The organism is Polyangiaceae bacterium (assembly GCA_020633205.1).
Taxonomy (GTDB): domain Bacteria; phylum Myxococcota_A; class Polyangia; order Polyangiales; family Polyangiaceae; genus JAHBVY01.
Genome location: JACKEB010000021.1, coordinates 224,803 through 245,537, shown reverse-complemented (window position 1 = coordinate 245,537; position 20,735 = coordinate 224,803). Strand labels below are relative to the sequence as shown.

Annotated in this window: 15 protein-coding genes; 8 read left to right on the top strand and 7 right to left on the bottom strand. The window is 65.0% G+C overall.

The annotated features are described in order from the left end of the window. Positions 1 to 137: glycosyltransferase (locus H6718_33620; GenBank protein MCB9590399.1), on the bottom strand; the 137-nt coding region annotated here is incomplete at its 3' end. A 99-nt stretch (positions 138 to 236) separates the two neighbouring features. Here H6718_33620 and H6718_33615 point away from each other — a divergent pair. The 3 genes from H6718_33615 to H6718_33605 all read left to right on the top strand — a co-directional run bounded on the left by H6718_33615 (position 237) and on the right by H6718_33605 (position 5,629). Beyond that, positions 237 to 1,355 (top strand): aminotransferase class I/II-fold pyridoxal phosphate-dependent enzyme, encoded by a 1,119-nt coding sequence (locus H6718_33615; GenBank protein MCB9590398.1) that lies wholly within the window; start codon positions 237 to 239, stop codon positions 1,353 to 1,355. A gap of 111 nt (positions 1,356 to 1,466) precedes the next feature. Then, entirely contained in the window at positions 1,467 to 4,121 is a 2,655-nt protein-coding gene (locus tag H6718_33610; protein ID MCB9590397.1) for a CehA/McbA family metallohydrolase, read from the top strand. Positions 4,122 to 4,249: 128 nt separating this feature from the next. Then, positions 4,250 to 5,629: a sulfatase gene (locus H6718_33605; GenBank protein MCB9590396.1), complete on the top strand. Its 1,380-nt coding sequence runs from the start codon at positions 4,250 to 4,252 to the stop codon at positions 5,627 to 5,629. A gap of 5 nt (positions 5,630 to 5,634) precedes the next feature. Here the strand turns inward: H6718_33605 and rfbG are convergent, their stop codons facing one another. From rfbG to H6718_33585, 4 genes are all read right to left on the bottom strand, one after another. Next, complete coding sequence (gene rfbG, locus H6718_33600) at positions 5,635 to 6,708, bottom strand: CDP-glucose 4,6-dehydratase (protein MCB9590395.1); 1,074 nt, start codon at positions 6,706 to 6,708, stop codon at positions 5,635 to 5,637. A 123-nt stretch (positions 6,709 to 6,831) separates the two neighbouring features. Beyond that, positions 6,832 to 7,767 (bottom strand): translation elongation factor Ts, encoded by a 936-nt coding sequence (tsf, locus tag H6718_33595; protein MCB9590394.1) that lies wholly within the window; start codon positions 7,765 to 7,767, stop codon positions 6,832 to 6,834. A gap of 210 nt (positions 7,768 to 7,977) precedes the next feature. Further along, positions 7,978 to 8,736 (bottom strand): 30S ribosomal protein S2, encoded by a 759-nt coding sequence (gene rpsB / locus H6718_33590; protein MCB9590393.1) that lies wholly within the window; start codon positions 8,734 to 8,736, stop codon positions 7,978 to 7,980. A 379-nt stretch (positions 8,737 to 9,115) separates the two neighbouring features. Continuing rightward, complete coding sequence (locus H6718_33585; protein ID MCB9590392.1) at positions 9,116 to 10,903, bottom strand: protein kinase; 1,788 nt, start codon at positions 10,901 to 10,903, stop codon at positions 9,116 to 9,118. 179 nt (positions 10,904 to 11,082) lie between these two features. On the opposite strand from H6718_33585, the gene gatC reads away from it, so the two are divergent. From gatC to H6718_33565, 4 genes are all read left to right on the top strand, one after another. Beyond that, positions 11,083 to 11,376 (top strand): Asp-tRNA(Asn)/Glu-tRNA(Gln) amidotransferase subunit GatC, encoded by a 294-nt coding sequence (gatC, locus tag H6718_33580; GenBank protein ID MCB9590391.1) that lies wholly within the window; start codon positions 11,083 to 11,085, stop codon positions 11,374 to 11,376. Then, positions 11,373 to 12,935 carry an Asp-tRNA(Asn)/Glu-tRNA(Gln) amidotransferase subunit GatA gene (gene gatA / locus H6718_33575; GenBank protein MCB9590390.1) on the top strand — a complete coding sequence of 521 codons (1,563 nt, stop codon included), beginning with the start codon at positions 11,373 to 11,375 and terminating at the stop codon, positions 12,933 to 12,935. The genes gatC and gatA overlap by 4 nt, the downstream gene beginning before the upstream one ends. Beyond that, on the top strand, positions 12,936 to 13,523 hold the full coding sequence (locus tag H6718_33570; protein MCB9590389.1) for a GNAT family N-acetyltransferase: 588 nt from the start codon (positions 12,936 to 12,938) through the stop codon (positions 13,521 to 13,523). A 583-nt stretch (positions 13,524 to 14,106) separates the two neighbouring features. Continuing rightward, positions 14,107 to 15,789, top strand: coding sequence for a hybrid sensor histidine kinase/response regulator (locus tag H6718_33565; protein ID MCB9590388.1), 1,683 nt, complete (start codon positions 14,107 to 14,109; stop codon positions 15,787 to 15,789). A 46-nt stretch (positions 15,790 to 15,835) separates the two neighbouring features. Here H6718_33565 and H6718_33560 read toward each other — a convergent pair whose 3' ends face one another. Then, positions 15,836 to 18,280, bottom strand: coding sequence for a protein kinase (locus tag H6718_33560; protein ID MCB9590387.1), 2,445 nt, complete (start codon positions 18,278 to 18,280; stop codon positions 15,836 to 15,838). Positions 18,281 to 19,172: 892 nt separating this feature from the next. Here H6718_33560 and truB point away from each other — a divergent pair. Continuing rightward, a complete protein-coding gene (gene truB, locus H6718_33555; GenBank protein ID MCB9590386.1) occupies positions 19,173 to 20,105 on the top strand; it encodes a tRNA pseudouridine(55) synthase TruB in 933 nt (310 codons plus the stop codon). On the opposite strand, the gene H6718_33550 is transcribed toward truB, so the two are convergent. After that, positions 20,077 to 20,487, bottom strand: a complete 411-nt coding sequence (locus tag H6718_33550; GenBank protein MCB9590385.1) for a hypothetical protein — start codon at positions 20,485 to 20,487, stop codon at positions 20,077 to 20,079. The genes truB and H6718_33550 overlap by 29 nt on opposite strands. Positions 20,488 to 20,735: the final 248 nt, after the last annotated feature.

Below are 20,735 nucleotides of genomic sequence, written 5' to 3'. Positions count from 1 at the left end.
GAATCGTCATCCGATCCCCCATCCATGACCACGATCTGAAGCTCGGGGTAATCCTGAGCCAGTAGGCTATCCAGGCACTCGCGAAGGAACCGCCCGCCTCGAAAGTTCGGTACGACCACACCCACACTCAGGCTCATCGAACGCAACTCGCCACACTCGGGACAGTTCCGCAACCCCCGTGTGAACTTTGGAGCCCCCCAAAGCATCTGGTCCCCAGGCTAGACTCCTTCACTCTCATGCCCCGTCTCTATCTCTCCCCTCCCCACATGGGCCCCGACGAGCGTCAGCTCTTGTTGGACGCCTTCGACTCGAACTGGATCGCACCCCTCGGGCCACACGTGGACGCGTTCGAGCACGAACTAGCCCAGCAGACCGGCACGGCCCACGTGGCCGCCCTCTCCAGCGGAACAGCGGCGCTCCACCTCGGACTGATGCTCCTCGGCGTCGAAGCAGGCGACAGCGTGCTGGTGTCGAGCTTCACCTTCGCCGCCACCGCCAACGCGGTGAGCTACATCGGCGCGGAACCGGTCTTCATTGATAGCGATCGCACGACCTGGAACATCGATCCCGACCTCGTAGCCGAGGAGCTCGAACGCTGCGCGGAACGTGGCAAGCTCCCGAAGGCCGTCCTCGCCGTGGACCTGTACGGGCAATGTGCCGACTACGAGCGCTTGCAGGTGGCATGTAAACGTTTCGAGGTGCCCATCCTAGAGGATGCCGCGGAAGCGCTGGGGGCGACGTATCACGGGCGGCCCGCCGGGAGCTTTGGCGACCTGAGCGCCTTCTCGTTCAACGGCAACAAGATCATCACGACCAGCGGAGGTGGAGCGCTCTGTGGAGGCGATGCCGCGCGGATTCAAAAGGCCCGCTTCCTGGCGACCCAAGCCAGGGATCCCGCGCCCCACTACGAGCACTCCCATATCGGCTACAACTACCGGCTCTCCAACCTGCTTGCGGCCGTTGGGCGGGGTCAGCTGCGGCAGCTTGGGCAACGCGTCGCGAAGCGACGCAGCATCTTTCAGCGCTACGTGGACGGATTGAAGGACCTGCCAGGCGTTGGCTTCATGCCAGAGCCCGACGGCTGGGACTCCACGCGTTGGCTGAGCTGCCTCACGTTCGCAACCCCCGAGGAACGCGAGCGAGCTCGGCTAGCCCTGGAAGGCGTGGAGATCGAAGCCCGCCCACTCTGGAAGCCGATGCACCTTCAACCCATCTTCGCTACCTGCCGCGCCGTTGGGGGCTCCGTAAGCCGTGCTCTCTTCGAGACAGGGCTCTGCCTTCCCAGCGGCTCGGCGATGACTGACGCCGAGCAGGACGAAGTGATCGCGGTCATTCGACGCACGTTTGGGCACTGAGCTCTGCGCTGTCTTTCTTTTTGCGGGGTGCGGTGAGCCTTAAGCGCCAAAGCCGCCCGCCACCGACACGCATTCGTCACAAAGCGGCCATTTCGTGACACAATTGACACCATGCGTTTACATCGCTTGGGGTTGGCGACTTGGGTTCTCACGTCACTGAGCGTTGTCGCGGCTGCCGCTTGCAGTGACACGGAGGAGACTAAGCAGCCCCTGGCTAGCGGGGGCGCTGGCGGAACTGCGGGCAGCGGAGGGACCGGCGGCACGACCAACTGCCCCACCAGCTTCGAGGTCGGAGACGCGACAGGGCACGCCGACGTCTACGGTGCCAAAGCAGCGAGCCAAGCCCGCGCCGGACGAATCACCGACGCCGCGCAAATAGTTCAACCGGCTCACGGACGGCAGCGCATCAACGTGGGCGACTACGTGCTCGCCAACGACAAGATCGCGGTGACGATCGAGGACAAGGGGTTGAGCGATGGCTATGCCCGCTTCGGAGGAGAGATCCTGGCCGTCGATCAAGTTGGCGACGATGGGCGCCCTCTGGGTCGCTCGAACTACGTCGAGACGTTGATGGCGCTCTCGATACAGATGATCAACCCGACGAGCGTCAGCGTGATCAACGACGGCAGCGACGGCAACGCCGCCGTGGTGCGCGTCACAGGTCCGCTGGAGGCGATCCCGTTCCTGAACGGCTCTCTCGCCGCGCTGTTTCCACGCAGATACGATGTCGACGCCGCCTACGACTACGTGCTCGAGCCCGGCGCGGAGAAGCTCGATATCCGCCTGGGGATCGCGAACCCGACGTCGGACCCCATCGAGTTCGCGATCGGCAGCGTCACCGACGAAATGCATGGTTTTTTCCAGCAGAATCACAATCAATTCGCCACGGAAGGCAGCGGCTTCTCGTCGGCTAACGGGGAGATCCCCTGGGCAGGTTTCGTGAGCGGCGCGTTCAACTTCGCGTGGCGCTTGCCCCACGGAAAAAAGCTCAACACGAACCTGGAGATCAGCGGCTTTCAATACTTCACTGGTCCCGGGTTCGCGGCAGATGCCTGTGGCATCACCTGGAATGACCACGTGGAGGTGATCGGCGGCGGCCCAGACTACGACGGGCTGCGAGAAGCCATTCGGCGCGTGGACGGCGACACCGCGTGGCAAGCGGTGAGCGGCCAGGTGCTGGACTCCTCTGGTGGGCCCGTCGCGGACGCGTGGGTTCACGCCACGGCAGCCGATGGCAGCTACCTCTCACGCACCAAGAGCGCGAGCGATGGCAGCTATACGATTCACGTTCCGCCGGACACTGGAGCGACCCTCACCCCCCAAAAACTCGGCTATGCATTGCCCGGCGGAACCAACGTCGGTGCGGGAGTCAGCAGCCAAGACCTGAGCTTTGCTGCGACCGGCGCGATCCACGTCGTCGCTACGGACGCCGCACAGAACGCCCCGATGCCGGTACGCATCCAAGTGATCCCAACCAGCGCGCCTCCCTCGTGGCCGGAGAGCTTTGGTGTGGCCGATGAAGCAAATGGTCGCCTCCACCAGCACTTCGCGATGAACGGCGACGCGACGCTGCTCGTTCCCCCTGGGGAGCATCGGGTGATCGTGAGCCACGGCGGTGAGTGGGAGATCTCCGACACGACAATCAGCGTGAACGCCGGAGAGACCGCCCAGGTGGCAGCCAGCCTAGAGCACAGTGTTGATTCCACGGGGATCATGTGCGCCGATTTCCATATTCACTCCGCGCAGAGCGCAGACTCCCACGACCCCATCGTGGAGAAGGTGAAGAGCGCGATCGCCGATGGCTTGGAGATCCCCGTCTCCAGCGAACACGAGTGGGTCGTTGACTTCGGGCCGGTCGTGGAGAGCCTGGGTATGACGGACTGGGCTTTCGGGATGCCGAGCCAAGAGCTCACGACCTTCAGCTGGGGCCACTTCGGTGTGGTGCCACTCCTGCCGAAGCCTGATCAGGTCAACAACGGCGCGGTGGAGTGGGTCGGTCTGGAACCGCCACAGATGTTCGACAACGTGCAGAATCTCCCCGAGGATCCGGTCTTCATCATCAACCATCCGAGCGGCGGCGGCTTCGGCGCTTACTTCAGCAGCGCGCGCTTCGATCGCACCACCGGCGCGGGCAAGACCGCCAACCTCTGGAGCACGAACTTCGACGCCATCGAGGTCTTCAACGACTCGAGCTTCGATGACAACCGTGACAAGAGCGTCGGCGACTGGTTCGCGCTGTTGAACCATGGCTACACCTTCTGGGCCGTCGGCAGCTCGGACAGCCACAAGCTCCGCACCTCTCCCGTCGGCTATCCACGGACTTGCATCGACTTCGGGTTCGACGATCCGAAGCAGCTCACCATCAACAGCGTGCGAGACGCGGTGGCGAGCGGCAACACGACGATCAGTGGCGGGCTACTGATGACCGTGGTTGGCCCGGGTGGCGCCAAGCCAGGCGAAACGATCACGGAAACAAGCGCCGATTTCACAGTCACCGTGCAGTCGCCGAGCTGGTACGACGCGACCACCCTCGAGGTGATCGTGAATGGGGTGACCGTGGACGAGCAAGCACTGCTGCCCATGGGCAGCGGCACCGGACACCGTTACGTCAACGTGGTGCACGTGGACTTCGACGCCAACGCGGGGCGCAGCTGGGTGGTGTTCCACGCAAAGGGCACCGACGACCTCTCGCCGCTGCACCCGGGTCGCGACGCGTTTGCCGTCTCGAACCCGATTTTCTCGGGTGCGGAACCCCTGGGCGGCTGAGTTCACCTCCCAGGCGTCCCATTTTTGGGGGGGAGGTCAACCGCAGCCAAACCCACGGCTGCGGCCCAAAATTCCGCTATTTCTGCCGGGTTTTTCCCCCGACAGGTGGCTTGATCGTACAACGTCGCATGCCGCGACGACTGGCCACCACTCTCCCCCTAGCCTGCGTCGTTGCGCTCACCGCGTGCAACAAGGAGCAGCCGTCAGAGCCCGCGATCAAGGCCGCGAGCTCGAGCCCACCCAGCGCTTCGGTAGTCCCAAAGCCGCCGCCGCGGGCAGCGCTCCCGCCTCTGAACGTCCTCCTGATCAGCGTCGATGCGCTGCGCGCCGACGGGCCCTGGCTCGGCTACCCGCGCAACACCGCCCCCAACATCACACGCTTCTCCAAGCAGAGCGTGATGTACAGCCACGCCTACGCGCTCTCGAGCTACACCTCGATGTCGCTAGGTGGCTTGATGGCCGGCCGCTACCCCTCAGAGCTTCCCCGCGACGGACGCGCCACGAGTTCTTTCCTGCCGGAAGCAGACTTCATCGCAGAGCACATCAAGCAGGCGGGGCTCTTCAGCATCGGCGTACACGGCCACGTCTACTTCCTCGGGGATACCGGAATCAATCAAGGATTCGACGCTTGGAAGGTGTTCCCTCGAATCGTGCTCAATCCGGCGCGAGAAGGCGCCGTCGTCGACCCAAAGCTCGCCGACATGTTGATGGAAGAGCTCGGCGCGCACGCGAAGGAGAAGCCAGATCAGCGCTTCTTCGCCTGGGTACACTTCATGGACCCGCACTTCTCCTACGTCAGGCACCCCGAACAGGAGCCCTTCAAGGGCAACCCATATGCCGACGGAGTGGAGCCGATCCCTCCGGGAACGAAGCTCAGCGACGTCGGTCAGGGGCTACGCAATCAGTACGACGGCGAGGTGCTTCACACCGACGCTCAGATTGGGCGCTTGCTCGATTACGTGGACAACCAGCCCTGGGGCAAGCACACCGCGGTGGTGCTCACCGCCGACCACGGCGAGGCGTTCGGAGAGCACAAAAGCTACTTTGAACACGGCTTTTTGCTCTACGACGTGACCACTCGAGTGCCGCTGATGTTGCGGGTGCCCGGAGTGAAGGCGCGGCGCATCGACACCCGAAGGAGCCACGTCGACGTAGCACCGACGCTACTGGAGCTAATGGGCGTACCCACGCCGGAGGGGCTTCACGGCACGAGCCTCGTCCCTGAACTCAAAGGCGAGACCGCGCCGCCCCAGCGCGACATCGTGATCGACATGCCCTACACCGATCAAAGCCCGCGACGTCGGGCGCTAATCCATGGGGATCTAAAGCTCATCGTTACCGAGACAGATAGGCAACCGTTGCTCTTCGATCTCGCGAAGGATCCTGGAGAACAGCAGGATCTGGCCGGCGACGAAGCGCGCTTAGCGCCGATGGTAAAGCTCTACGAACGCCTGCAGCAGGCGACGCCTGACTTCGCAGCACCCCGCATCAGCAAGCGCCAGTACTGACTCGGTCAGGCTTCGAAGCGTCGGATCTGTTCGAGGGTGAGTTCGCGAAGGCGACTGGCGTTCGCCCCTTGCATTTCCTCACGGTACCATTCGACCAGGGCATCTAGCGCGTCTGCGAGGCGCCAGGTCGGGCGCCACCCGAGGTCGAAACGAGCCCGTTCTATGCTCAGCGCGAGCAGGCCTGCTTCGTGAGGCGCGTTGCTTTCCTCGCCACGCACCCAGCTGCTGCCTGGCCAGCGCGCAACCAAGCCATCCAAGAGCTCCGCAACGCTGGTGATGTCGGCATCGGTTGGGCCGAAGTTGTATTCGTCTTTGACCCGTGGTGCGTCAACCATCGCCGCGAGGCGGAGGTAGCCCGAGAGGGGCTCCAGCACGTGTTGCCAGGGGCGCACGGCGGTGGGGTTGCGGCACTTGACCGCCTTTCCAGCGGCAATCGCTCTCACGAAGTCCGCAACCAGGCGATCCTCGGCCCAGTCGCCTCCCCCGATCACGTTACCAGCGCGTGCCCGCACGACCCGGATATTCCCCTCGGAAAAGAAGCTGCGCTGGTATGCCCGCGCGACGATCTCCTGACAGGCCTTGCTGGCAGAGTAAGGGTCATATCCGCCAAGCGGGTCGTCCTCGCGGTAGCCCCAAGGCCACTCCCGATTCTCATAACACTTGTCCGAGGTGACGATGACGACGGTACACGGCCCCGAGCCGCTGCGACGCAAACCCTCGAGCAGATTCGCTGTGCCCACCACGTTCGTGGCGATCGTCTCGACCGGCTCTGCGTAGCTACGGCGCACCAAGCTCTGCGCCGCCATGTGAAACACGAACCGCGGTCGACTGCTGGCGACCGCCTGAGTCACCGACTCCAGCTCGCGCAGATCCCCACGGATGTCGGAACTCAAGAGCCGTTTCAGCTCGCAGCGCTCGAACATGCTCGGCGATGGAGTGTTCGGCAGGGCGTACCCATGAACGCGCGCGCCCAGGTCGTGAAGCCATGCGGTCAGCCAACTGCCCTTGAAGCCCGTATGCCCCGTCACCAGGACGTCGGCAGAGTGGAAGGTGCCGTCCGCGCGGAAGTCTCCGTTCATGTCTCATTCAACACTTCAGCGCTTCCGCCGTCAAAAGGACATGGCCAGCAGCCAGACAAAAGCGAGAGCGCCCGCCGAGCCAAGGGGCTCGCCGGGCGCTTTCTGCAATGCGGGACAGGCAGCTCAGTTCTTGCCGCCAGCCATCGCCGCGACCTCGGCGCCGAAGTCGTCTTCCTTCTTCTCGACACCTTCACCGCGCTCGAAGCGAGCGAAACCAACCAACTCGAGGCTGGTGCCGAGGGCCTTCGCCGTATCCTCGCGGAGTTGATCGACGGTCTTGTCCGACTCGATCACGCTGGCTTGCTCGACCAGGCAGACTTCACGCAGCCACTTGCCAACCTTGCCTTCGATGATCTTCGGGCGAGCCGCCTCGGGCTTGCCTTCCTCGACCAGCTGCGCGTCGTAGATTTCCTTCTGCTTCGCGACCACGTTCTGGTCGACCTTGTCCTTGTTCAGGAACATGGGCGCCATCGCGGCAGCCTGCATCGCTGTGTCGTCGAGGAACTTCTCCAGCTCCGGCTTGGTCTCCCCGGCTGCGTCGCCGAGCTTGGCCGCCAAGAGCACACCGACCTTGCCGCCCATGTGGACGTAGGAGTGAACCTTGCCAGCGCCATCCACGCGCAGGCGAGCCCAGCGCCGAACCACGACGTTCTCACCGAGCTTGCCGACGAGTGCCTTGCGCACCTCCTCGACCGTTCCGCCGCCACCCGGGTACGGCAGCGTGCCAATGTCGGCGCCATCGTCCGCACCTTCAGCTACTTCGACAACCTTCGCCACGAACGCCTTGAAGTCGTCGTTCCGCGCGGCAAAGTCCGTCTGGATGTTGACCTCGACGAGAACGGCGCTCTTGCCGTCCGCCGCGACCTTCGCAACAACTTCGCCTTCAGCGGCCGCTGCGCCAGCGCGCTTGGCGCTCTTCGCCAAGCCCTTCTTCAGGATGATCTCGATTGCCTTCTCGATGTCGCCCTCGGCCTCGCCGAGCGCGGACTTGCAGTCCGCCAGACCTGCCTGGGTGCGATCGCGCAGCTCCTTGACCAGCTGCATGGTGACCTGAGCCATGATTTGCCTTCTCTCTTGGCTACGAACTCGACGCCGCGAGTCCGCATGGGTTGTCAGTGGGGGCGTCCGAGTCAGGGTGCGCCTCGAACGCTAGAGCCTGTCCGAGCGCATCACGAGCGCTCGCTAGCTTGGGTTCTGGAGTGAGAAAGAGCGCCGGGGCGCGCCAGGTCCGCGCGAAAAACGCGCGGACCAAGTCGGGGCGCTTTCTGCTCAGCTGCCGCGACGGCTGACCATGACCTCGGGTCCACGAGGCGCGTTGCTGCGCTCCTGGCCACCGCGGTTACCGTAGTCGCGACGACGGGCAGCGCCGTGGACGCAAGCGTCCGCGACTGCCGAGGTGATGAGACGGATCGAGCGGATCGCGTCGTCGTTGCCCGGGATGACGTAGTCCACCTGGTCCGGGTTGCAGTTGGTGTCCGTGATCGCAATCACGGGGACCTTGAGCTTGCGCGCCTCGCTGACCGCAATCTGCTCCTGCGCCGGGTCGATGACGAACATCGCCTGGGGGATCGAGCCCATGCCCTTGAGGCCGCCGATGTACTTCTCCAGGCGCTCACGCTCGCGCTCGAGACGCACGGTCTCCTTCTTCACGAGCTGCTCGTACGTGCCGTCTTCCTTCATGCGCTCGAGGGTACGCAGACGCTCGAGGTTGCCCTTGATGGTGCGGAAGTTCGTCATCGTGCCGCCGAGCCAGCGGTTCGTCACGTAGTACATCCCTGCGCGAGAGGCCTCCTCACGCACGATGTCCTGGGCCTGGCGCTTCGTGCCGACGAACAGCACGTGACCACCACGCGCCGCGGTCTCCTGCACGAACTCGAATGCCTTGCGGAAAAGATTGACGGTGCGGTCCAAGTCGATGATGTGGATTCCGTTACGAGCACCGTAGATGTACGGGCGCATCTTCGGGTTCCACCGCTTCGTCTGATGACCGAAGTGGACGCCAGCCTCGAACAACTCCCGGACGCTCATCGGATCCGTGGGATCACGCAGCGGGACGCTTGCTACAACGTCGTCTACGGGTTGGTTCGGCTGGACTTCGACTGATTGTTCTTCACTCATTTTGCGCTCCTGTTCCGGTTGCTTCCTCCGTCTCGCCCGATCTGCCGACCCTTTTGGCGTTTGCCTGAGGGCACCGGGGCGGATCGCTCGCGCGCGAGACGTGTGTCGTTGGGGTTTTGGTGCCGGGAAGGCACCTCCGCATTGGCCCGTAGGCCCAGCGGGGCGCGGAACTTACGGCATGACCCTGGCCCAGTAAAGCGACAGTGGCGAAAATCCGCGGCCCAGCCGCGCGCTGGGCGCTCGGCCACGCATCTACCGGCTCGCTGGGGCGCGTCCGGTCGGTTTCCCGCTAGAGGCCTGACCCGGGCAAGCCACCGGGATTCCGCTGCACCGGTTCCGTCGGCACTGGATTCGGTGCGCTCGCGCTGGCGCTCGGCGGCGTTTTTACCTTCCCCTGAGTGGGCTCGGAGCGTGTCCTTGCGGCCGGAGCCAGCGCGGCGGAGGGCTGCGGTGCCGCTGTCCCCGCGTCTGTCTGGGCGCTGCTCACCGGTGAAGCCTCGAGGGGCGCAGCGGACGCTGCGTCACCAGCTGGGCTCGGCTCCTCAACGGGGGCTGCGACCGAGGTCACGGGTTCTACTGCCGCCGAGGTGTGCCCAACCAACTGCCAAGCCACCAGGCCAATGGCGCCGAGCAACCCGAGCACCCCAACGCCAACCGCGATCCAGCGGCTTGGGCTGCGCGGCGCAGGGACCACGGTGTTCTCCGCAGGTGGGGGCGTGCCCATGGCGACCGCAGGACCAAACGCGTTTACGGCAGTTCGCGTTGGCGGGACCGCGGTGTCGTTGTTGGTGAGCTCGTCGAGGCGCTGAGTGCGGATCCAGGGCTGGTTGCCCAGCACGCCTTCGAGTGGCGCCGTGCCTCCACCGACACTCGAATTGGGCCGCTCGGAGAACGCTGGAGCTTCCGGCCGAGTGTGATGAGACTGCCCCATTGGATCCGGCGCGGGCGAAGGTGCCGAGTCCACATGGGTGGGCTCTCCTCGAGTCGCCCAACTCGGCACCTGGCTGGAGACGGGCTCGTGAAAACTCATGCTTCCGGCGGCGAGGCCATCCCGCGCCGTGGGGGTTCCGAGCTGCGCGGGAGTCGCCTTCGCCGTCTCTTTCATCAACTGTGAGTCGGCACCAACTGGCGACATCACCGGAGTCGGGATCGGTGCCGCAAGGAAACGCCGAAGTTCCTGTGCCGCGCCTCGAGCACTCGCCGGTCGTTGACGCGGGTCCTTCGAGAGCAGCGCAGCGACCAGGGAGTCCAGGATCATGGGCACCCAGTTCGCAAGCTGGGAGACCTGGGGAGGTGTACGCGTCAGGTGGGCGAGCAGCAGGTCGTTGCCCTCCCCCAGCTTGTCGAACGGGCCTGCTCCAGCAAGCATTTCGAATAGAATCAGCCCAACCGCGTAGAGATCAGCCCGACCGTCCACTCGGTCTCCCCGCGCTTGTTCCGGAGACATGTACCGGGGAGTGCCCACAGCGACTCCGCGCCCGGTGATGTTCATCGCGCTCGAGTGCACTTTGGCGATACCAAAGTCGAGCAACTTCACGCTGCCGTCCCGCAGCAGGAAGATGTTGGGAGGCTTCACATCGCGATGCACGATTCCGATCTCGTGAGCCGCGGTGAGCCCTTCGAGGATCTCGGCAGCGATACGCGCGGCCTCGGCGGGATGAATACGCCCTTCGCGCTTCACGCGCGCCGCGAGGGTCTCCCCCTCCAAGCGTTCCATCACGTAGAACGGAACGCCGGACGAGCTCGTCCCGGCATCGGTCACGCTGACGATGTTGGGGTGCTCGAGCTTCGCCAGGGCACGCCACTCGTTACGCAGTCGGGCGACGAGATCTTCGCGCGAGGCGAGCTCCCGGAGCAGCGACTTGAGAACGAAGCGCTTGCCAAGCTCGGTGTGTTCGACGTCGTAGACGCAGCCCATACCGCCCGCTCCGATCAAGCGGAGCACGCGGTAGCGAGTGCCAGGCACCACCTGACCATCGCCGAACTCTCGTAGGACTTCCTCCGACCTAACCACGTCGAACCGTTCTCGCTGCTGCACTGGGGCTGCAGCCCATCCGCGTCCCAGCAGAAAGTTCATCGGCAGGAGGCCTAGCCGGGTTGCGCGGGTTTCCTGACCATTAGCACAAGCAGCGAAAGAGGCCGGCAAGACCTGAATAACCGAATGCGACAGCCTGCAACACGAATCGGCCGAACGTCCGTGTCGTTTGGATCGAAGCCTCGGCAGGCTTCCCTCTTTGGAGCTAAGCTCCGCGCCCCGTGACCATCAGCAAAGCACAGGTCGAGCACGTAGCGCGGCTCGCTCGGTTGGAACTCCAGCCAGAAGAAATCGAGGGTCTTTGCACGGATCTCTCGCGGATCCTCGAGTACGTCGAAGCCCTGGGGGAGCTCGACACGACCGGCGTGAGCCCACTAACTCATTTGGCGGTGCCAGAGCTGCCTGCACGCGCTGACCAGGTCGTCTCTCCTTTGAGCACCGAAATCGCCCTTCGAGAGGCACCGCGTGCCAGCGATGGGGGGTTCGCGGTACCTCAATTCGTGGAGGAGGGATGATTTCCGCGCGAGATTTGGCTGCGCAAGTGCGCGGGGGCGCCACCGCGGAGACCGCCACTCTCGCTGCGCTCCAGGGCATCGAGCAGCAGCGCGATCTGGGCGCTTTTCTCCACGTGGATCGCGAACTCGCGCTGGCTCAGGCCCAAGCGGTGGACCGGCGACGCGCAGCAGGCGAAAAGCTGGGTCCCCTCGCTGGAGTGCCTGTCGCGGTGAAGGACCTGCTCGCCACTCGGGACTCGCCGACCACCTGCGCGTCCAAGATCCTCACCCGTGACGGGCGGCTCGAGACGGCCTGGAAGCCACCCTACGACGCCACCGTGATCGAACGGCTACGCGCTGCGGACGCGATCTTGATCGGCAAGACCAACCTGGATGAGTTCGCGATGGGTTCATCCAACGAAAACTCCGGCTTCTTCCCGGTTCACAACCCCTGGGACCCAGCGCGCGCTCCAGGGGGCTCCAGCGGTGGTTCAGCCGCGAGCGTGGCCGCTGGCTCCAGCTGCCTCGCGCTCGGCACCGACACGGGTGGCTCCATCCGCCAACCCGCCGCGTTCTGCGGAGTCGTTGGCATGAAGCCGAGCTACGGCCGCGTCTCGCGTTATGGCCTGGTGGCGTTCGCTTCGAGCCTGGATGTGATCGGTCCTTTCGCAAACGACGTTGCGGACGCCGCGCTGCTCTTCGACGTGATCGCTGGCCCCGACGAGCGGGACTCCACCTGCACGGCGCAGCCCGTCACGCCCTGTTTCGACAGCGAATCGCCGAATGCTTCGGGACTCAGAGTCGGGATCCCCGCGGAATACTTCCAGGCTGGGCTGGATCCAGAGATCGAAGGCGCGGTCCGCAGAGCGGCAGACCGCCTAGCGGAGGCCGGCGCGAGCTTGGTGCCCGTTTCGCTGCCGCACACGCGCTACGGTGTCGCCACCTACTACTTGATCGCAACCGCCGAGGCATCCAGCAACCTCGCCCGCTTCGATGGCGTGCGCTTCGGCATGCGAGTGGAGCCGCCGGGTTCGGATCTCTCACAGCTCTATGCCAAGAGCCGCGGTCAAGGTTTCGGGCGCGAGGTGAAGCGCCGCATCATGCTGGGCACCTACGCTCTCAGCGCCGGCTACTACGACGCCTACTACAGGCGCGCTCAACTGGCCCGGGCGCTCATCTCGCGAGATTTCCAGGCGGTATTCGCACAGGTGGATGTCCTGCTCACCCCCGTATCACCGACCCCCGCCTTCAAGCTGGGCGAGAAGACTGACGACCCCCTGACCATGTACTTGGCAGACGTCTACACCCTCCCGGCGTCGCTCGCGGGCCTCCCAGCGATTTCGTTACCGTGCGGATTCACCACCGGAAGCGAGATTTCACCACCGCTGCCCGTGGGCTGTCAGTTGATCGCCAACGCCATGCAAGAGCCGCTGCTATTTCGTACTGCGCGAGCTCTGGAATCGCTCTTGGCGGATCTCCAGACCAACCAGTGCCCAGCCCGACAGCGCTCCCCCTTGGCATCGCTGCAGCAATCCGCTCTACGGCCCGGCGCGGAGGTAGCGAACGGGTTTGGGGGTTAGGTGCAACGGACTTACCACTGCGAGCCGCTGCAAGCTGCGGATGCCCAAGCGCTGGCGGAGCTCTTCGCTGCCGCCAAGGCTCCGTGCCACTGCCGCTGGTGGGATTTCCACGGCGACAAGAACGAGTGGCTCGACCGCTGCTACAACCGCCCAGAGGTGAACCGCGGAGAACTCCTGCAGGCGGTAGAAGAACGCGCGCTACCGGGCATCGTGGCGCGCCACGCACCGGGCGAAGCCATCGTCGGCTGGCTGCGGCTCAGCCCGGCGGCCCAGATCCCCAAGCTGTATGAGCAACGCTTGTATCGCGGTCTCCCCTGCTTTCAGGGTGAACGCGCGGGTGTGATGACGCTGGGCTGCTTCCTCGTGCACCCCGGCGAACGCCGACAGGGCGTTGCGCGGGCATTGTTGACCCACGGCGTCAGCTACGCCCGACAACACCAGGGCACAGCGCTCGAAGCTTTTCCGCGAAGAGACGAAGCGGTGGGACCGGAGGCGCTGTGGACTGGCCCGTTCGACCTGCTCTCCGAGTTTGGTTTCGAAGTGGTCAATGACTTCGGCCCCTACCCCGTGATGCGCCTGCGGCTGTGATCGCCGTTGCGTTGTGGTCCGTGTCGGATGTGGCGAGCTGGTACACCAACACGGCCCCCCACGGTTGTGAGCTAGCCACCAACACACGGCGACGCACGTACGTCTCAGTACTTGCAAGCAATGGAGGGCTACAAAGCCGCACCAACCGCCGCCGGGTCAGAGCTCGCAACGTCGATTTTCCGCCGGGCTTTCTGCGGTGGCGCGAGAAACGCGCCCGCGACCTCCAACCGCGTGCCCAGCTTCCGGGGAAAGCAGCGGAACAGACCGACGCAAAAGCCGCGCGCGGATGAAACCAGGGAAACACCCACGGCGACGGTACAGTGAAGAGCGTGGACTGCGACTGCGGTTGGAGACGCGACTGCGGTTGGAGACGCGACTGCGGTTGGAGACGCGACTGCGGTTGGAGACGCTTGAATGAACCAACGCGGCCGAACCAGCACGACTCGAACAGCACAATGTTTCCGCGCGCGGCGCTGAGTCACACACACATTGGTGGACAGCGTGGGAGTGATCTCCGAGAAGCGCTGGCATCGGGTGGCTTGAACGAGGCAGATCGCGGATACTCAAGGGTCGAATTGTTTCAATGAATGACGCCCAACGCCTCAAGCGCCTCAATCTTCTCTCCGGCCTAGCCGTGCGACTCGCCTCGGAGTCCGCCGGCGGTCTCCTGTCAGACACCCTGAGCGTCCTGCTCACTGGGCTCGGCAGCCCTGCGGGCGTTGCTTTCGAGGTGGATGACGAACGTCCACGTTTTGCTAGCGAACGGGGCTTCCGTGCGTCGAATGGAGCACGCTCGGTACTCACCCATATCGCCGAAAGGGTGCTGGCTTCACGCCGAGCCGCAGCACTTCACGATGTGCGCTCGCCCCTCGCCAAGCTCGAGAGCAGCGGCGAGCTGACCAGCCAGGGCTTCCAGGCGGTGATCGCGGTTCCAGTGATGCACCGTCGGGAGCGCCTGGCAGTGCTCGTCGCGTTGTTTCCGCAAGGTACTACCATCGACGAAGAAGGCGTCGACTTCGCCCGAGGTGTTGCCAACGTCCTCGGCTTGGCAATCGCGCGCGACACCGCCAACGCGCGTGCCGCGCGTCCCCAGAGCGGCAGTAGCGGTTCCCTCGTCAGCGCGCAAATCGCCCACGAGCTCCGCGGCCCCGTAGGGGCGCTATCGCTTCAGCTCGAGGAACAGACCCGTCTCGTCAGCGAGCTCGCGACCCTGGCAGGCTCCGCTGACACCGTGCTTGGTGCGGGCCTCGCGGAGCTCGAGGACCTGACCCGTGATATCCACGCGGTAATGAACCGACTGAGACAGGTCGTCGGCCAGCTCGGCAGCGGCAGCGCCAAGCGCGAGAACCCACTCGAGCTGCTCGACCTGAGCGAGCTCGTCAGGGATGTTCTAGCGGAGCGCCGCCCACACCTTGAGCGCGCGGGGGTGGTGTGCGACACGAGCCTCTCCGAAGCCTGTGAGGTCGTCGGGCGGCGTCACGACCTAAGAGAAGCCGCGCTGGCCCTGCTCACGAACGCCGCCGAGCGTTGCGCTGGAGGCGGCGGAAAGCTCCAAGTCTCCGTCAGCAACACCCCGAGCGGCGTGGCGTTCAGCGTTGGGGACAACGGCTCGCGCCTGTCCCTTGAGGAGCAGCGCAGCCTCGCCTCGGGAGAGCACCGAGCGTGGCTGCAAAAGCTACGCGTGGTTCACGACGTCGTGCGAGAGCTCGCAGGTCACCTCGAGGTGCGCACAACTCGCGGGTATCCGGTCATCCTCACCCTACTGCTACCTTCTGCAAGCGCGGACAGTGGCGTCTTCCAAGTCCCTGACAGTTCGCCAGTGCGCGTAGTGCGGCGAGCCGAAGTGCTGGTGGTTGACGACGATGACGTCTTCACGCGCACGATGCGGCGAGCCCTCAAGCCCCACAGCATCCGCACCGCTAGCAGCGCATCGGAAGCGGAGATCGCGCTGCTCGATCCGTCGTTCATGCCTGACCTGGTGCTTTGCGATATCTTCCTGCCCGGCAGTAATGGCGACGAACTCCATGCCCGAGTGGCCGAGCGGCGCCCAGACGTTGCCGCGCGGTTCGTCTTCATCACCGGAGGCGCGCTGACCTCCTCTCAAGCAGGCTACCTACGCAGCTCCGGTTGCCCAACCCTGCACAAGCCACTCGACATCAATCAACTGCGCGATCTGTTGGTCGAGCGTTGCCCCATGGACGCAGCCAGCGTGCGCACACTGAGTCCTCAAGAGGCGCCGCGCTCACGTCGCGATAGTCAGGGCTGAGCGCACCGGCGCCGCTCCGAGCCGCGCGCGAACCCGCGTTGCTTCTTCACAACTCGAACGCGCGCTGTCCGGCGAGTCTCAACCATCCGCTGACGAGCCCCAGGAACACCGACCGCACCGCCTCTTCGCCACGAGCCACGCCATCCTGGGCCAAGCTCTGGAACAGTTGGCGCAATGTCGACGCGGCGTCGGTGAATTCGAGCACGAGCGCTTCCGGGGCGTGCGTTTGGCGAAGCAACTGCTCCGCGCCCGCGTGGTGGCTGCGCTCGACCGCGCAATCCAACCAAGGCGCGAGGAGCCCCTGGATCTCCTGAAGCGAGAAGCACTCCCGCACGACCCGCAGCCAGACGGATTCATCGGGCGCTTGGCCAACCAGGTCGGGAGACAAGGGCGTACCGGCATAGAACGCCGCGTGTCCGCTCCTCCAACGCACCCCGTCGAGCAGCCGTTCTTCCACTTGAAGCGACACGGCCCTGAGCAGGATTGGTGGTCGCACCGCGTTCATCAGCACGAGTTCCTCGCCCAAGCGTCGGCCGCTCTGGGCGGAGCGCACGAGCGCTTGCTCCAGAATCTCCGGGCGTATGTCCCCCTGTGCGACGAGACGCGCGCCGAGCAGCTCTCGCTGAGCGTTTCCAAGCACACAAACCGCTCTGCCTTGCTTGAAGTAGATGTGCTTGATTCGTGGCGAGAGCGAGGCTGAGTCCTTGAGTTCGACCAGGCCGGAGGCACGTAACGCGGCGATCTCGAACAGCCGAGGTAGTAACGACGCACCAGAGATCTCGATTGACCAGGTTGGCGCCACGTGGGGCGGCTCCAGGCGGTACTCACGCCGGCCAACGATACGGCCGAGCAGGGGCTGCGCTTCCACGGGAGAAAACGCACCGCCATCGAACGCGACACGGCTGCCGCGCGGAATGTGACCCGTAGCCGCCATACCGAGCAACTGCGGCAGACTCAACGGTCCGACCGGAAGCTCCCCAGGCCGCGCCAAGCGCAGCTCCGGACTCTTCGAGGCGGCGTTGAAACGAAGCGGCCCCGCGCCGCTCACTGGACGCGGCGGACGCGGCCGAGAAGCTCCCGACGGTGGAGGTGCAGTACGTGACCGGGCGAGTGCCGCAGACACCTGTTGCTGACTTCGCGGCGCGCTGGAGGACGGCGGAGTCATTTCGGAGCTGGCCGCGAGCTCGCGGCGCACGCGCGCCAGGGCGCCAACAGGCAGCGTCGGCCGTGCCGACTCGCGACGAGAGCTTGGCGGGGGCGGTGGTGGCAAGCGAGCCTCCCGCTCCCCGAACTGCTGACGCCGCGCCCGTGGTGGGAGCGACGGAGCGACGGGACGGAAGCTCGGGCGGGGACCTGATTCTGGCGGCCCGGCGCTGCGTGGCCCACTAGGCGCAATCTGCGCGCTCTCCGCTTCAGGCTGCGCCATCGGGGCCGGCGCCAACGGATCGAACTCCAGGGGAGTGCGATCGGGGTCGAGTGGTTCTGGGTTCGGCAGCCGCGGGCGAGGAACACGAGCTGCGTCCGCTGACACGCGGGGCCTCGTTCCACTCTGGTTCGGTAGCACCCGCGCCTCATGGAGCCAGGGCAGGAGAACGGTGTCGTTCGGCGCCAACCCAAGCCGCGCCATCGCCGCGTGCACTTCCTCCCGGAACTCCCGGGCGCCCGCGAAGCGATCCCGCGGATCCCGCGCTAGGGCGCGCCGCAGTAGCTCATGCAACACCGGAGGCAGCGCGGAGCCGTGGCGCTCAAGCACCCCTAGATCACCGTCGTAGATTCGACTCAGCACGTCCAACTCGTTCCGTCCAGGGAAGAGCGGTCGCGCCAGTAACATTTCCGCGAGGACAATCCCGAGAGTGAACAGGTCACTGCGAGCGTCGACCTCCCCACCGATGACTTGCTCCGGGCTCATGTAGCCAAGCTTGCCCTTGAGCTCCCCTGGCAACGTGCGACGATCAAGCACTTCGCTCTTCAAGATGCCGAAGTCAGTGAGCTTCACTTCGCCGGTTCGCCCGATCAGGATGTTGCCGGGCGACACATCTCGATGCACGAGACCGAGCATCCGACCTTGTTCGTCACAGTGCTCATGAGCGTAGGCGAGACCGCTCAAGACCTCGCCCGCAATATACAGGGCGGCTCCGTGTGGAAACCGCTTCCCCTTGGCGGCCACTGCCCTCAAGAGCTTCGCGCAGGACAGGCCGTCGACGTACTCGAGCGCCATGAAGAGGCGTCCGTCCACTTCCCCAAAATCCAGGACCTGAACCAAGTTCGGGTGGTGCAACGAAGCCATGACGCGGGCTTCATCGCAGAACATCTCCACGAAACGCGTGTCCTGAAGGAGCTCCGGCAACATGCACTTCAGAGCAACGCGCTTGACGAACCCGTGGGGCCCCGAACGAGTCGCGACGTAGACTTCCGCCATGCCGCCGACCCCAAGCCGCTCGAGCAGCTGGTACTCGCCTAGCCGGTCATAATCGACCGACTGACGCGCCACAGATCGAGGCGATGCTGCCGCGTGCGCGCCACGATCGGGTGAAACTACAGAGTAACCCCCAGCGACACTTTCGCGTTCCCCGATGCCAGCACCGTCCAGACGCACACCCACGCCTCGAACACCGACCTCAACCGAGCGATCGCGCGGCTCAGGACCAGTGGAGGGAGGCTGGGAAGGGCGCGGGTGACCCATAGGTTTGGAAGCTGACTTACCTAGTGTGGGTTGATGCGGTTACTTGCTGCGGCCGCTCGCCAGGGTGACTTAACCGTGTCGAACGGCCTGCGACGAATTGATCCAGTCTTATCCTCGCGGATTGAGGCGCGAGGAGCGGTTCTTCCCGCCGGCTGGGAAACTGCGCCGGCTGGGAAACTGCGCCGGCTGGGAAACTGCGCCGGCTGGGTCGTAAAGCGTGATGACCAGGTCACCCAACCAGCAAAACTGGACAGGCCTTAAATCGACCCGGTCTCAAGCATATAGGGTACCGAGCGCGCGTTGTGCGTGCACCCATATTCGCGGTATGCTTTCAAGGTTTGTGGTCGGTCTGCGCACACTCTCGCACGCTGGCCGTCCGCGTGGAGCGCCCCCAAGACCGGATCCCGGAGGAAACTGAACGAGGGGGTGCGGCGAGACCAAACTCGACGACTGGACCAGCGACAACAGCGCCGCTCCAGGGAGCGACTGCCCATCACCGTCGAGCGAGCGTTCCGACGCGAGCGACGATCGCAGCCAAGAATGGCTGGGAGCGCGGCCACGACGCCGGGTGTTGGACGCACGCACCGGACGCTTGTTTGGTTGCAGTGTTTAGGCCTGAATGCGCCCAACCTGGGTGTTCTCTGCCAGCTGACAGCATTGTTGGCCGCAGAGCCGGACTGGCGCGCTATAGGCGCTGCATATGTCACCGCACGGGGTGCTGATCGTCGACAAGCCAACTGGGCCCACCTCCCACGACGTAGTCGCGCGCGCGCGGCGAGTGTTCAAGACGCGCGCCGTAGGTCACGCTGGCACCCTGGACCCGCTTGCGAGTGGTGTTCTGTTGGTGCTCGTCGGCGAGGCCACGAAGCTGTCATCGTGGCTGACCTTGGCGAGCAAGCGCTATCAAACTCGCATGCGCCTCGGCGCTGAGAGTGACACCTTGGACGCCCAGGGGACGCTGCGTGAGGTGCGTTATGCGCAGCCAACTGAGGAGCAAGTGTCTGCGGCGTTGGCCGAGGAAAAGCTGCGCACGAGCCAGGTTCCGCCGAGCGTGAGCGCTATCAAGGTCGATGGTCAGCGCGCGTATGACCTCACCCGCAAGGGCGAGGCTCCGGAACTCCCACCACGAAACGTCAGCGTTCAGGAGCTGGAGCTACTGAGCGCAGACGAGCGGGAGCTGGAGCTCAGACTGACGGTGTCGAAGGGCTACTACGTGCGCGCCTTGGCGCGCGATCTCGCGCAGCGGCTCGACACCGCCGGCTACTTGACGGAGCTGCGGCGCCTCGCAAGCGGGCCGTTCGGGATTGAGGAGGCGGTGGGCTGGCCGCCGGAGGAGCCGCCGGCGCTGTTGAGCGTCTCCGAAGCCGCTCGGCGTAGCTTGCCCGTCGCCGAGCTGAACGAGGAAGGCAACGCCCGGGCCGCTTGCGGTAAACGCCTCGATGGCACCTGTTTCACCTCTCCCCCACCCCTGCACCCAGAAACACCCAGTGCCAGCGAGCCGCCGGTGGCGTGGTATCACGCTTCGCGCTTGGTCGCCCTTGGGCGCGCCGAAGGAGAGCTTTTCCGCGTGGTAAGAGGCTTCAATCCGGAGCTCTGCGGCGAACTCAGCTCACCTCTAGCGCTTCCAGGTTGAGGCCCCGCGCCTCTAGGCGTTGACGTAGGCGCGCTTGCCAGGCGTCGGCATCCTCACCGCCAGGCAACTCCAGGCTCACGCTGACCTGTCCCCCCTCAGCACCAAGTAACAACACCGCGCCCCGCATGCTCCCTCCGAGCTCGAGGCGCAGGGTGCTGCGTCCATCGCTCTTGCCCCAAGCGACCCTGCGGATCATTTCCGCGAGGTTTGGATCGAGCTGAAGAAGGTTCCGTGGGGTTTCGGGGTTTGGGGGAGGCGCGCCGAAGCTGATGGGGTACGCCTGGGCGAGGCTCCTCTCGAGCGGGTCGCGCAGCGGGGGTTCAAGAGCAGGTTGCCTCGACTCACGCCGGGGAGCTTCTTCGCCCGCGTCGAGCGTGGCCAAACCGCGCGCATCGAAGCGCTCCTGGGCGTCGCGCTCAGCGGTCGCTGCGGGAAGCGCGCTTTCATGGCTCGCGGCGCCGGATTTTTTTGCGTGGGGGCTACTGCCCCGAGGCGAGCTGAGTAGAGGTTCGGAGCCTGCCCTGAGCAGCGCGGCAAAGCTGGCGGAGTCATTGCGCTTTTGCCCTCGAGCCGGGACCGTTCGGTGGTCCGACTCGCGGGCTCTTGGACTGGCATGAGGGGGACGGGTGG